The organism is Blastococcus sp. TBT05-19 (assembly GCF_003319095.1).
In the GTDB taxonomy this organism is placed as follows: domain Bacteria; phylum Actinomycetota; class Actinomycetes; order Mycobacteriales; family Geodermatophilaceae; genus Blastococcus.
Genome location: NZ_QOHI01000007.1, coordinates 162,428 through 175,168 on the forward strand (window position 1 = coordinate 162,428; position 12,741 = coordinate 175,168).

Annotated in this window: 12 protein-coding genes; 2 read left to right on the top strand and 10 right to left on the bottom strand. The window is 73.0% G+C overall.

Annotated features, from left to right (window positions below; all coding sequences use genetic code 11):
• Positions 1-48: 48 nt before the first annotated feature.
• From DQ244_RS17795 to DQ244_RS17835, 9 genes are all read right to left on the bottom strand, one after another.
• Entirely contained in the window at positions 49-1,011 is a 963-nt protein-coding gene (locus DQ244_RS17795) for an electron transfer flavoprotein subunit alpha/FixB family protein (protein WP_113812835.1), read from the bottom strand.
• Between the two features lie 34 nt (positions 1,012-1,045).
• Entirely contained in the window at positions 1,046-1,825 is a 780-nt protein-coding gene (locus DQ244_RS17800; protein ID WP_113812836.1) for an electron transfer flavoprotein subunit beta/FixA family protein, read from the bottom strand.
• Positions 1,826-1,941: 116 nt separating this feature from the next.
• Entirely contained in the window at positions 1,942-3,042 is a 1,101-nt protein-coding gene (locus DQ244_RS17805) for a PLP-dependent cysteine synthase family protein (RefSeq protein WP_113812837.1), read from the bottom strand.
• Entirely contained in the window at positions 3,039-4,130 is a 1,092-nt protein-coding gene (locus tag DQ244_RS17810; RefSeq protein WP_113812838.1) for an ABC transporter ATP-binding protein, read from the bottom strand. The genes DQ244_RS17805 and DQ244_RS17810 overlap by 4 nt, the downstream gene beginning before the upstream one ends.
• On the bottom strand, positions 4,127-5,011 hold the full coding sequence (locus DQ244_RS17815) for an ABC transporter permease (protein WP_113812839.1): 885 nt from the start codon (positions 5,009-5,011) through the stop codon (positions 4,127-4,129). The genes DQ244_RS17810 and DQ244_RS17815 overlap by 4 nt, the downstream gene beginning before the upstream one ends.
• Positions 5,008-5,646, bottom strand: a complete 639-nt coding sequence (locus DQ244_RS17820; RefSeq protein WP_233491705.1) for an ABC transporter permease subunit — start codon at positions 5,644-5,646, stop codon at positions 5,008-5,010. Before DQ244_RS17820 ends, DQ244_RS17815 begins: the two co-directional genes overlap by 4 nt.
• A 263-nt stretch (positions 5,647-5,909) precedes the next feature.
• A complete protein-coding gene (locus DQ244_RS17825; protein ID WP_113812840.1) occupies positions 5,910-7,052 on the bottom strand; it encodes an ABC transporter substrate-binding protein in 1,143 nt (380 codons plus the stop codon).
• A 137-nt stretch (positions 7,053-7,189) separates the two neighbouring features.
• Positions 7,190-7,975: an enoyl-CoA hydratase/isomerase family protein gene (locus DQ244_RS17830; RefSeq protein ID WP_113812841.1), complete on the bottom strand. Its 786-nt coding sequence runs from the start codon at positions 7,973-7,975 to the stop codon at positions 7,190-7,192.
• Positions 7,976-7,996: 21 nt separating this feature from the next.
• Entirely contained in the window at positions 7,997-8,809 is an 813-nt protein-coding gene (locus DQ244_RS17835; RefSeq protein WP_233491706.1) for an ABC transporter ATP-binding protein, read from the bottom strand.
• Positions 8,810-8,898: 89 nt separating this feature from the next.
• On the opposite strand from DQ244_RS17835, the gene glgX reads away from it, so the two are divergent.
• Both glgX and DQ244_RS17845 read left to right on the top strand, forming a co-directional pair.
• Positions 8,899-11,061, top strand: coding sequence for a glycogen debranching protein GlgX (gene glgX, locus DQ244_RS17840; protein ID WP_233491707.1), 2,163 nt, complete (start codon positions 8,899-8,901; stop codon positions 11,059-11,061).
• A gap of 75 nt (positions 11,062-11,136) precedes the next feature.
• Positions 11,137-11,670: a phosphate-starvation-inducible PsiE family protein gene (locus tag DQ244_RS17845; protein ID WP_113812842.1), complete on the top strand. Its 534-nt coding sequence runs from the start codon at positions 11,137-11,139 to the stop codon at positions 11,668-11,670.
• Positions 11,671-11,733: 63 nt separating this feature from the next.
• On the opposite strand, the gene DQ244_RS17850 is transcribed toward DQ244_RS17845, so the two are convergent.
• Complete coding sequence (locus DQ244_RS17850; protein ID WP_113812843.1) at positions 11,734-12,693, bottom strand: FHA domain-containing protein; 960 nt, start codon at positions 12,691-12,693, stop codon at positions 11,734-11,736.
• Between the last annotated feature and the right edge of the window lie 48 nt (positions 12,694-12,741).

Below are 12,741 nucleotides of genomic sequence, written 5' to 3' on the forward strand. Positions count from 1 at the left end.
CCAGAGGCTCCGGGCGAGCGGAGCGAGTCCGGAGGGGGACGGGGTGTTTTATTTGCGGGCGTTGATCTGCTCGGTGGCGGCGGGGACGACCGTGTTCAGGTCGCCGATGACACCGAAGTCGGCCAGCTCGAAGATCGGGGCCTCGGGGTCCTTGTTGATGGCCACGATGGTCTTCGAGGTCTGCATGCCGGCGCGGTGCTGGATGGCACCGGAGATGCCGACGGCGACGTAGAGGTTCGGCGAGACGGTCTTGCCGGTCTGACCCACCTGGAAGCTGTGCGGGTAGAAGCCGGAGTCGACCGCGGCACGCGAGGCGCCGACGGCGGCACCGAGCGAGTCGGCCAGGCCCTCGATGATCGAGAAGTTCTCGGCGCTGGCCACACCGCGACCACCGGAGACCACGATCGAGGCCTCGGTGAGCTCGGGGCGGCTGCTCTTCTGCTCGACGACGCGCTCGACGACCTTGACCTGCTTGGCCGCGTCGCTGACCGCCACGGACACGGGCTGCTCCGCACCCGCGGCCGGAGCCGGCTCGGGGGTGACCGAGTTGCCGCGCAGCGTGTAGATCGGGGTGCCGACCGTCACCTGCGAGTGCACGATCGTCGCGCCGGCGAAGGCCGCCTGGGTGGCGGTGCCGTCGGCGGCGATCTCGGTGACGTCGGTCAGGAAGCCGCTGCCGGTCTTGATGGCCAGGCGGGCGGCGATCTCCTTGCCCTCCGGGGAGGACGGGATGACGACGGCGGCCGGCGACTTCTCGCCCACCAGCTGCGCCAGCACCTCGGCCTTGGGGGCGACGAGGTAGGCGTCGATGTCGTCGGACTCGGCGACGTACACCGTGGCCGCGCCGTACTCCGCGAGCTGGTCGCGGACGCCGGCCGCGGTGCCGGGGGCGCCGAGGACGACGGCCGAGGGCTCACCGAGCGCACGCGCCGCGGTCAGGGCCTCCAGGGTGGTCTTGCGGACTCCGCCACCGGCCGGGTTGAGCTCGGCCAGGACCAGGATCTCTGCCATGGGGTGTTCTCCTCTTCCTTCGATCCGGGCGGGGTCAGACGATCTTCTGGCCGGCGAGGTAGTCGACGAACTTCTGGGCGCCGTCGCCCTCGTCGGTCACCTTGACGCCCTCGCCCTTGGGCGGGCGGCCGGCGAAGTCGAGCACCTTGCTGGTGGCGTTGGCCAGGCCGACGCTGCCGGCGTCCAGGCCGATGTCGGCCAGCGACTTGGTCTCGACCGGCTTCTTCTTGGCGGCCATGATCCCCTTGAACGAGGGGTAGCGCGGCTCGTTGATGGTGTCCCAGGTCGAGACGATCGCCGGGAGCGGGGCCTCGAGGGCCCAGAAGCCGCCGTCGGTCTGCCGCTCCACCTTGGCGGTGCCGCCCTCGATGGTGACCTTGCGGGCACCGGAGAGCTGCGGGAGGCCGAGGCGCTCGGCGAGCAGCGCGGGCATGACCGACAGCTGGGCGTCGGTGGCCTCGGCGCCGCAGAGCACGAGGTCGTACTCCATCTGCTGCAGGGCCGCGGCGATGACCGCCGAGGTCTGCACCGCGCACGAGCCGTGGATGGCGTCGTCGACCACGTGCACGGCCTTGTCGGCACCCATGGACAGCGCCTTGCGGATGGCGTCGGTGGCGGAGTCGGGGCCGACGGTCAGCACCGTGACCTCGCCGCCCTGCGCCTCCTTGATGGTGAGCGCCTCCTCGATGGCGTACTCGTCCATCTCGTTGATCACGTTGTCGGCGGACGCACGGGCGACGGTGTTGTCGGCCGGGTCCAGCTTCCGCTCACTTCCCGAGTCCGGGACCTGCTTGACAAGAACGACGATGTTCATCGCGCTGAACCTTCCTCAGGACGCGTTCAGGATGCGGGCACGGTGGCCCGCCTGGCTCCGATGATGGATGTTACTGGCTGGTAACGCTGCTGTGCCGTCGGGTCCGGTGACACAGGTCACCCCGCCGACGCCCACTCCCCCGTCGCTGCGAACCTGACCAGGGTGTCCGTCGCCGGCGCGAGGTCCATGCCCTGCGCGGCCACCCACTCGTCGGAGTAGTAGGTGTGCGCGTACCGCTCGCCGCCGTCGCACAGCAGGGTGACGACGCTGCCGCGGCGACCGGTGGCCAGCATCTCGGCGACCAGCCCGAAGGCACCCCACAGGTTGGTCCCGGTCGAGCCGCCGGCCCGCCGGCCGGTGACCCGCTCGAGGTGGCGCATCGCGGCCACCGACGCCGCGTCGGGGACGCCGATCATGCGGTCGACGATCGTCGGGACGAACGACGGCTCCACCCGCGGCCGCCCGATGCCCTCGATGCGCGACGGCGTGCCGGTGGTCCAGCCGGGCTCCCCGGCCTCGTAGCCGGGCAGGAACGCGGAGTTCTCCGGGTCGACGACGGCCAGCCGGGTCGGGTGCCGCCGGTAGCGCAGGTAGCGGCCGATCGTGGCGCTGGTGCCCCCGGTGCCGGCACCGACGACGACCCACTCGGGGACGGGGTGCCGCTCGGCGGAGAGCTGCTCGAAGATCGACTCGGCGATGTTGTTGTTGCCGCGCCAGTCGGTGGCCCGCTCGGCGTAGGTGAACTGGTCGAGGTAGTGACCGCCGCACTCGGCGGCCAGCCGGCGCGCCTCGTCGTACATCTCCGGCGCCCGGTCCACGAAGTGGCACCGCCCGCCGTGGAACTCGATGAGGGCGATCTTCTCCGGGCTGGTGGACCGCGGCATGACCGCGACGAAGGGCAGCCCGAGCATCCGCGCGAAGTAGGCCTCGCTCACCGCCGTCGACCCGCTGGAGGCCTCGACCACCGTGCTGCCCTCGGCGATCTGCCCCGAGCACAGCCCGTAGAGGAACAGCGAGCGGGCCAGCCGGTGCTTGAGGCTGCCGGTGGGGTGCGTGGACTCGTCCTTGAGGTAGAGGTCCACGCCCCACTCCGGCGGCAGCGGGTAGACCAGCAGGTGGGTGTCGGCGCTGCGCCGGGCGTCGGCCTCGACGATCTCGACCGCCCGGTCCACCCAGGCCCGCCCGGCCGGGTCCGACCGGTCGACGACGACCGTCACTCCGGCTCCACCGGCGCCACCAGCACCGGGCGCTCGGCCGGCACCACGGTGACCGCGGCGCCCGGCACGAGCGCGGAGCTGTCGGCGCTGGCGACGTCGATCCGGACCTCGGTGCCGCCGGGCAGCGCGACCAGCACGCGCGTGACGGCGCCCGAGAAGGTGCGCGTGACGACCCGCCCGGGACCACCCGCGGTCACGACCAGCGCCTCGGGGCGGACGAGCGCGACGACCGGTCCGCTCGGAAGGGCCGCGCCGGCGACCGGACGACGGGTGCCGAGCAGCTCGACGGCGCCGCCGGCGAGCGTGGCCGGCACCCGGTTCATGGTGCCGACGAACTCGGCCACGAACGCCGTCGCGGGCCGCTCGTAGAGCTCGTCGGGCGAGGCCACCTGCTCGAGCCGACCGGCCCGCATGACGCCGACGCGGTCGGCGACCGACAGCGCCTCGGCCTGGTCGTGGGTGACGAAGACGGTGGTGATCCCGAGCTCCAGCTGCAGCCGCCGGATCTCCTCCCGCAGCTGCACGCGGACCTGTGCGTCCAGGGCCGACAGCGGCTCGTCGAGCAGCAGCACCTGGGGGGCGACGGCGAGCGCGCGGGCCAGGGCTACGCGCTGCTGCTGCCCGCCGGAGAGCTGGTGGGGGTAGCGCCCGGCCCGGTCGGCCAGGCCGACGAGCTCCAGCAGCTCGGCCGCCCGGGCGACCCGCTCGGGCCGGCCGCGGCCGCGCACGCGCAGCCCGTAGGCGACGTTGTCGGCCACGGTCATGTTCGGGAAGAGGCTGTAGGCCTGGAAGACCATGCCCGTGTCGCGCTTGCTCGCCGGCACGCGGGTGACGTCGCGGTCGCCGAGCAGCACCCGGCCGGAATCCGGCTGGTCGAACCCGGCGATGGCCCGCAGCGCCGTCGTCTTGCCGCAGCCGGAGGGGCCGAGCAGCGCCAGCAGCTCGCCGCCGGCGATGTCGAGGTCGAGGCCGTCGAGGGCGACGACGCTGCCGTAGCGGCGGGTCAGTCCCTCCAGCCGGACGGGCGTCCCTGGCCGCGCGCGCAGGTCCGCCGCGGCGCCCGCGGGAGAGGCGGTGTCGGTCGTCATGAGGTCTCCTCGCTCCGTCGCCGGCGGTCCAGCGCGGAGATCAGCAGCAGCAGGGCCCAGGTCACCAGCAGGGAGAGCACCGACACGGCGACCGACAGCTGCGGCTGCGAGCCGCCCACCTGCACGATCCAGGTCGGGAAGGTCTCGAAGCCCAGGATCGCCGCCACGGTGTACTCGCCCAGCACGAGCGCCAGGGTCAGGAACGAGGCGTTGAGCACCGAGGTGCGCAGCACCGGCAGCACGATCGTGAGCAGCACCCGGGGCCAGGAGGCCCCCAGGTTGCGAGCGGCCTCGGTGAGCGTGGCCAGACCGACGTTGCGCACCCCGGCGTCCAGGGCGCGGTAGACGAACGGCAGCGCCAGCACGACGTAGACCAGCACCAGGATCCATGGCAGCGCCGGCTCCTGGAGCGCGAACATCACGTCGGCCACCGGGGTGCCGTAGAAGTGGTCCGGCGCCCAGGACAGGACGCTGCGCACGCCGACCACCAGCGCGATCGGCGGGACCACGAGCGGCACGAGGGTGAGCAGCTCGAGGGCGGTGCGCAGCCGCGGCAGCCGGAGCTCCACGAGCACCACCGTGGGCACCATGAGCAGCAGCGACAGGACGACGGTGAGCGCGCCGAGGGTGAGCGAGCGGCCGAACGCCTCGGCGAACCCCGGGGCGCCGGGGATCGCGGCGTAGGGGTCGGCGGTGAAGGTGCCGGTGCCGCGGTCCCGGACGGTGAACCAGATCGAGGACGCGATCGGCACGACGAAGTACAGGCCCAGCACGACGAGGACGGCGAGCCGCCAGGCCCCGCCCCGGCGCCGCCCGCTCCGGACCGGGGTGGCCGGCTCGACGCTGCCGGCGCCGGCGATCCCCTCGGCCAGCGCCGTCATGCGAGCCACCGCTGGGTGCGCCGCTGGACCCACGCGTAGAACGCCATGACCAGCCCGACGACGACGACCATGCCGAGCGCCAGCGCCGTCCCGAGGTTCTCCGAGCCGACGACGACGTTGCTGGAGAGCGCGTCGGCGATCTGCAGCGTGACCAGCGGGACGCTGCTGCCGACCAGTGCCTTCGCGGTGGCGTACGCGGCGAACGCCGAGGCGAAGAGCAGCATCATGGCGCCGAGCACCGGCGGCAGCAGGACCGGCCCGCCGACGTGCCGCCAGTACTGCCAGGCCGACGCGCCGAGGTTGTCCGAGGCCTCCCGCCACTGCGGGCGCAGCGCCTCGAGGGCCGGGGTGATGGTCAGGACCATCAGCGGGATGAGGAAGTACAGGTAGACCAGCGCCAGCCCGGCCATCGAGTACAGCGAGAAGCCGCCGAGCCCGAGGCCGAGGTCGGTGAGCAGCCCGGTGATGACCCCGGCGGTGCTGCCGATCGTGGCGATGAACGCGAAGGCCAGCGGGATCCCGCCGAAGTTGGCGAGCACGCCGGACGCGGTGAGCACGAGGCGGCGCAGGAGCCGACCGCGCTCCGCCCGCACGACCGCCACGGCCAGCGCGAGCCCCAGCACCGTGCCCAGCACGGCGGTGATGGCCGACAGCTGCAGGCTGCCGAGGTAGGCGCGCGCCGAGGCGCCCTCGGTGGCCGTGACGAGCGAGTCGGTCGACCAGCTCTCCTCGAAGGTCGTGGGGTCCGTGGCCCGGAACGCCTCGACCGCCAGGACGCCGATCGGCAGCAGCAGGACGACCGTGACGAAGAGCAGGAACGGCAGCGCCCCGAGGAGTGCCGGCGATGGCCCGCGCCGGCCCCGGGAGGGGGCCGGCGCGGGCGCCGTCGTCGTCGTACTCAGCCCGAGATCTCCGCGTTCCAGCGGTCGGCGACCACCTTCTGCGCCGCGGTCTGCTGCTCCTGGGTCGGGAACTCGACGTCCCCGGAGACCTCGGGCAGCCCGGCCAGGGCCTCGGCGTCGGCCGTGCCGGCCTCCTCCATGGCCGGCAGTCGGACCGGGCGGGAACCGCCCTTCAGCCAGATGTTCTGGCCCTCGTCGCTGTACAGGAACTCCTGCCACAGGCGGGCAGCGGCCGGGTTCGGGGCGAACTTGTTGATCGCCTGGCTGTAGTAGCTGCCGAAGATCCCGTCGGTGGGGACGGCGACCTGCCACTCGACCCCGGCCTCGGCGAGGGTCTCGGTGAGGCCGGCGTTGACGTAGTCCCAGTCGATCGCCAGCGGCGTCTCACCGCTCTGCACGGTGGCCGGGGTGACCTCGACGGGGTTGAAGTTGCCGGCGTCCTTGATCTTCTTGAAGAAGTCGATGCCGGGGCCGATGTCGTCGAGGTCCCCGCCGTTGGCCAGCGAGGCCGCCCAGACGCCGCTGAACGCCGCGGCGGCCTGCGTCGGGTTGCCGTTGAGCGCGACCTTGCCCGCGTACTGCGGGTCGAGCAGGTCGGCGATCGTCGTCGGGCACTCGGCGATGACCGAGGCGTTGCAGCCGATGGAGATGAAGCCGCCGTAGTCGTTGTACCAGCGCCCCTCGGGGTCCTTCTGGTTCTCGGGGATGTCCTCCCAGGTCGCCACCTTGTACGGGGCGAGCAGGTCCTGGGCGGCCGCCTGCTGGGCGAAGCTGGTGCCGACGTCGAGGACATCGGGAGCGCGGTCCTGACCCTTCTGGCTGGTGACGGCGCTGATCTCGTCCTGGCTGGACGCGTCCGGCGTGGCCTCGTTGATCTCGATGCCGTACTTCAGGCTGAAGGTGTCGAGCATCTCGCCGTAGTTGGACCAGTCGCGCGGGAGAGCGATGACGTTGAGCTCGCCCTCTGCCTGGGCGGCTTCGATCAGCTCCGCGAGGCCGCCGAGGTCCTCGGCGGAGGCGGCCGTCGCCGCCTCCGAACCCCCGCCGCCACCCGAGCCGCTGCCACCCGAGCCGCAGGCGGTCAGCGCCAGTCCGGTGGTGACGACCGCGACCGCGGTCCGCAGGGTGCTTCGTCGCACGTGTCCTCCTGAGGTGGTGCCGTGCTCCGGCAGGGCCCGAGTGGCCCGCCCGGGCGGCGAGGGGATTGTGACCGAGACCGCGGTGGATTGGGCAGTCGTGCAGCCGTCCGGGCGGTGAACGTTCTGCTCTCGAGACCTCAGCGGCCGGTGAAAGTGGCCTTCCCGGGGCCGCTCTCGAGGAACGAGCGCATGCCGGTCTTCTGGTCCTCGGTGCCGAACAGCTCGGCGAACAGCCGGCTCTCCAGGTCCAGCCCGGCGTCGAGCGAGCCGTCGAGGCCCTCGTCGATCGCCCGCTTGGCGGCGGCCAGCGCCAGCGGCGGCCCGGCGGCGAACTTCTTCGCCATGGCGACGGCGGTCTCGTACACCTCGGCGTCCGGGACGACGGCGTCGGCGAGGCCGATCTCCAGCGCCTCCTCGGCGGCCACGTGCCGGCCGGTGAACACGAGGTCCTTGGCCTTGGCCGGGCCGACCAGGCGGGCGAGGCGCTGCGTGCCGCCGGCGCCGGGGATGACGCCGAGCAGGATCTCCGGCTGGCCGATCTTCGCGCTCGAGCCGAGCACCCGGAAGTCCGCGCACAGGGCGAGCTCGTAGCCGCCGCCCAGGGCGTAGCCGGTGATCGCGGCGATGACCGGCTTCGGGGTGGTGGCCACGGCGCGGAAGGAGTCCTGCAGCTCCTTGCCCCAGGCCTGCATGCCGGTGGCGTCGCGCTGGGACATCGCCTTGATGTCGGCGCCGGCGGCGAACACCCGCTCGCCGCCGTAGATGACGACGGCGCGGACGTCGTCGCGCTGCCCGGCCTCGAGCGCCGCGGCTCGGACCTCCATGTGCAGCTGCTCGTCGATCGCGTTCATCTTCGGGCGGTCGAGGCGGATCGTGCCCACCCCGTCCTCCACCTGCAGGGTCACGAACTCGGGCTCAGCCATGTGCGCACCCTAGCCAGGGGGTCAGCCCGCGCGGCGGGCGGTGAAGCGGCCGTTCGTCCGGGTGAGCGACAGGGCCAGCCCGAAGGTGTCGGACAGGTGCGCCGACGTCAGGACGTCGTCGGCGGCGCCGGTGGCCACCACCTCGCCGTCGCGCAGCAGCAGGGCGTGGGTGTACCCCGGCGGGATCTCCTCGACGTGGTGGGTGACCAGCACCTGCGCCGGCGCGTAGTGGTACCTCGCCAGGTCCGAGAGCCGCGAGACGAGGTCCTCGCGGCCGCCCAGGTCCAGCCCGGCACCCGGCTCGTCGAGCAGCAGGAGCTCCGGGTCGGGCATGAGCGCCCGGGCGATCTGGGCGCGCTTGCGCTCCCCCTCGCTGAGGGTGCCGAACGGCCGGTGCGCGTACTGCGCGACCCCCCACTGCTGCATGAGCAGCCCGGCGCGGGTCAGGTCGTGGACGTCGTACCGCTCCCGCCACCGCCCGACCACCGCGTAGCCGGCGGAGACGACGACGTCGCCGGTCTTCTCCTTGGGGTCGATGCGCTGGGCCAGCGAGGCGCTGGTGATCCCGATCCGGGGGCGCAGCTCGAAGACGTCGACCGCGCCGAGGGTCTCCCCGAGCAGCCGCACCTCGCCGCGCGTCGGGTGCATCAGGGCGGACGCCAGCTGCATCAGCGTCGTCTTGCCCGCCCCGTTGGGACCCAGGACCACCCACCGCTGGTCGGCCTCGACCTGCCAGTCGACGCCCCTGAGCAGGTGGTTCTGCCCCCGGACGACGTCCACCCCGGCCATCCGGACGACGGCCCCCGCGGAGGCGTCTGCGTGGCCCCCACCCACCCCGCCGATGCTCGACACACCCCCATCCAATCAACTCCGTCCGGCGGGCGCTGCGCCCCGTCCGCCGTCGGAGGGGGCACGATCGCGCCGTGACCGATCGCACCCGAGCCGAACGCCACCCCCACGGGGTCGTCCCCGGCCTCCTGCCGGGCACCCCCGCACCGCTCGGGGCCACCTGGGACGGCCGCGGCACCAACTTCGCGCTGTGGTCCGGCGGGGCCTCCGCGGTCGACCTGTGCCTGTTCGACGCCGACGGCACCGAGCACCGCCACCGCCTCGAGGAGACGACGCACCAGGTCTGGCACGGGCGGCTGCCCGGCGTCGGCCCCGGCCAGCGTTACGGCTACCGGGTCCACGGCGGCTACGACCCGTTCTCCGGGCTGCGGTTCAACCCGGCGAAGCTGCTGCTGGACCCCTACGCCCGGGCGGTCGACGGCGAGCTGCAGCTGAGCACCGCCCTGTTCGGGCACCCCTACGAGACGGTCGACTCCGCCGTCCCCGACGAGCAGGACTCCGCCCCCTACGTGCCGCGCGGCGTCGTCGTCCACGACCCCTTCCCCTGGGACGGCGACCGTCCGCTGCGCCGCTCGTGGTCGGACACCGTCATCTACGAGGTGCACGTGAAGGGCGCGACGGCGCAGCACCCCGACGTCCCGCCGCACCTGCGGGGCACCTACGCGGGACTGGCCCACCCGGCGTTCGTCGAGCACCTGCTGTCCCTGGGCGTGACCGCGGTCGAACTGCTGCCGGTCCACCACTTCGTCAGCGAGCCGCACCTGCTGCGCCGCGGGCTGACCAACTACTGGGGCTACAACACGCTCGGGTACTTCGCCCCGCACGCCGGCTTCAGCTCCGCGGGCAGCGGCGGCGGGCAGGTGACCGAGTTCAAGACGATGGTGCGGGAGCTGCACGCCGCCGGCATCGAGGTCATCCTCGACGTCGTCTACAACCACACCGCCGAGGGCGACCACAGCGGGCCGACCCTGTCGTTCCGGGGCATCGACAACGCCGGCTACTACCGGCTCGACGGCGGCAACCGCTCCCGCTACACCGACTACACCGGCTGCGGGAACACCCTCGACGTCCGCCGCCCCGCGGTGCTCGGGCTGCTCATGGACTCGCTGCGCTACTGGGTCACCGAGATGCACGTCGACGGCTTCCGCTTCGACCTCGCCTCGGCGCTGGCCCGCTCGATGCACGACGTCGACCGGCTCTCGGCGTTCTTCGACGTCGTCCACCAGGACCCGGTGGTCAGCCAGGTGAAGCTGATCGCGGAGCCGTGGGACGTCGGCCCGGGCGGTTACCAGGTGGGCAACTTCCCGCCGCCGTGGACGGAGTGGAACGGCAAGTACCGCGACACCGTGCGCGACGTCTGGTCCGGGGCGCACGTGGGCGTCCGCGACCTGGCCTACCGGCTGACCGGCTCCTCGGACCTCTACCGCTCCGACGGCCGACGCCCGTTCGCCAGCATCAACTTCGTCACCGCGCACGACGGCTTCCCGATGGCCGACCTGGTCACCTACGAGCACAAGCGCAACGAGGCCAACGGCGAGGACAACCGGGACGGCGAGAGCCACAACCGGAACTGGAACTGCGGCGTCGAGGGGCCCACCGACGACCCCGACGTCCTGGAGCTGCGCGCCCGGCAGGTCCGGAACCTGCTGACGACGCTGCTGCTGTCCACCGGGGTGCCGATGCTGACCGCCGGCGACGAGATCGGCCGCACCCAGGGCGGCAACAACAACGCCTACTGCCAGGACAACGAGATCTCCTGGCTGGACTGGGCGAACGTCGACTCCGACCTGCTCGCCTTCGTCACCCACCTGGTGCAGCTGCGCCGCCGGGCACCGGTGCTGCGGCAGGAGGCGTTCTTCGAGGGGCACGAGCTGCCCGGCACCGGCGGCACCCGCGACCTCGCCTGGTTCGCCCCCAGCGGCGGGCAGCTCACCACCGGCGACTGGTTCGACACCGGCCTGCAGACCATCGGCATGTACCTCGACGGGCGCGGCATCCGGCACCGCGACGAGCACGGCCACCCGCTGGTCGACGACTGCTACCTGGTGCAGCTGCACGCCGGCCCCGACCCGGTCACGGTGGAGCTGCCCGGGCCGCCCTGGGCCGACGGCTACGAGCTGGTGCTGTCCACCGAGTACCCCAGGGGCGCTCCCCCGGCGCCGGCGTTCCTCGCCCCCGGCCCGGTGGAGCTGCCGGGCCGCTGCGTCTGGCTGCTGCGCATCGAGCGGCGCCCCTAGGCACGGCTGCCCCGTCCGGGGGGTGGCGGTCCGGATCCCGGGGGCGCGCGGCGTTCCGGCTGCCACGATCACCCGATGACGCAGCGGCGGAAGGGCGAGGACCGGGAGCAGGAGGAGCGTCCGGGCATCGGGCGGTTCGGCACCCGCCTGCTGGAGCTCTCCGAGAACGTCGTCTACGCCGGCATCGCGGCCTTCCTCGTGGGCACGGCCCTCGTCTGCCTCGCCCTGGCCGGCAAGACGGCCTGGGGCCTCACATCCGACTTCACCGAGCAACCGGTCCTGGACCTGCTCGACATCCTGCTGCTGGTCTTCATCGTCGTGGAGCTGCTCTTCGCGGTCCGCACGACGGTGGAGAAGCGTGAACTCCTCGCGGAGCCGTTCCTCCTCGTGGGCATCATCGCCTCGATCAAGGAGATCGTGGTGCTGTCGGTGGAGTCGGCCAAGGAGGTCGGCAACGGCGCGGAGTTCACCGACCGCATCGTCGAGATCGCCGTCCTCGGCGTCCTCGTGCTGCTCCTCGGCGGCACCTCGTTCCTGCTCCGGCGCAAGGAGCGCGAGCCCGACGAGGGCGACAGCGACCAGCCACCACCCGAGCGCCGCCCCCGCTGACGCCGGATGCGAGCGAGGCCCCGTTCCGGGATCGGAACGGGGCCTCGGCTGCGTCAGCGGGAGCTACTCCTGCGGCTGCTCGAAGGTGATGACGGTCCAGCCCAGCAGCAGACGGTCGCCGTCGGAGAGCGGGTGGGCGACACCCGGCTCCAGCTGGGTCCACTCGGTGGCCTCGGGGCCGGCGACGTGGGTGCCGTTGAGCGAGCCCAGGTCGACCAGGGAGACCTCGCGGCCCGAGCGGGTCAGCGCGGCGTGGGCCGAGGACAGCACGTTCTGCGTGTCCGCGATCGGCACGGCGCGGGCCGAGCCGCTGGAGACCATCTCGTGGTTGTCGGGACGGCGGCCCAGCACCAGGTCCTCGTCGATCGTGACGACCATGCCGTCGTCGAACCGCAGCAGCGGCACGGCGGAGTCGGTGCTCGGCGACCAGAACGCCGTCTGCTCGCCCGACTCGGGACGGGCCGCCGCGGTCGAGCCGCGAGAAGCGCCGAAGCCTGCGTCGGAGGAGGCGGAGAAGGACGGCGCGGGGCTGGCCGACGTGGCCGGCGAGGCCGCCGACGACGGCGCGGGCGCGGCCAGGTGCAGCGTGGCCCCGCCGCCGGGCACGGTGCCCTCGACGAGGTCGAAGCTGACACCGGGCGGCGTGCGCGGAGCGGACTGGCCGGGGCCCACGTACAGGGACTGGCCCAGCGAGAAGCCGGAGGCGAGCGTGCCCCCGTCGACCGACGAACCGGACACGGGGACACCGTCGACGGCCGGCTGGCCCTTGCCCGACCACAGCGCGACACCGGAGCCGGTGTCGTCGGTGAGGACGAGGGCGAAGGACGCGCTACCCGAGGCGAGCGAGCTCACCTGGCCGGCCACGGCGGCGAGCACGCGGTCGGCACCCGGCCCGGACACGCCGAGGCAGGCGTGCAGGGCGGACACGAGGGCGGGCGAGCCGGGAGCGTCGACCCACAGCAGGCCGCCGCCACGGCGGGCGACGACGGCATCTCCGGGGAGGACTTCACAGCGGTCGGGCATGACGACCAGCCTAGTGAAGCCGGAGCGGTCTCGGCGCCCCGGCTGCAG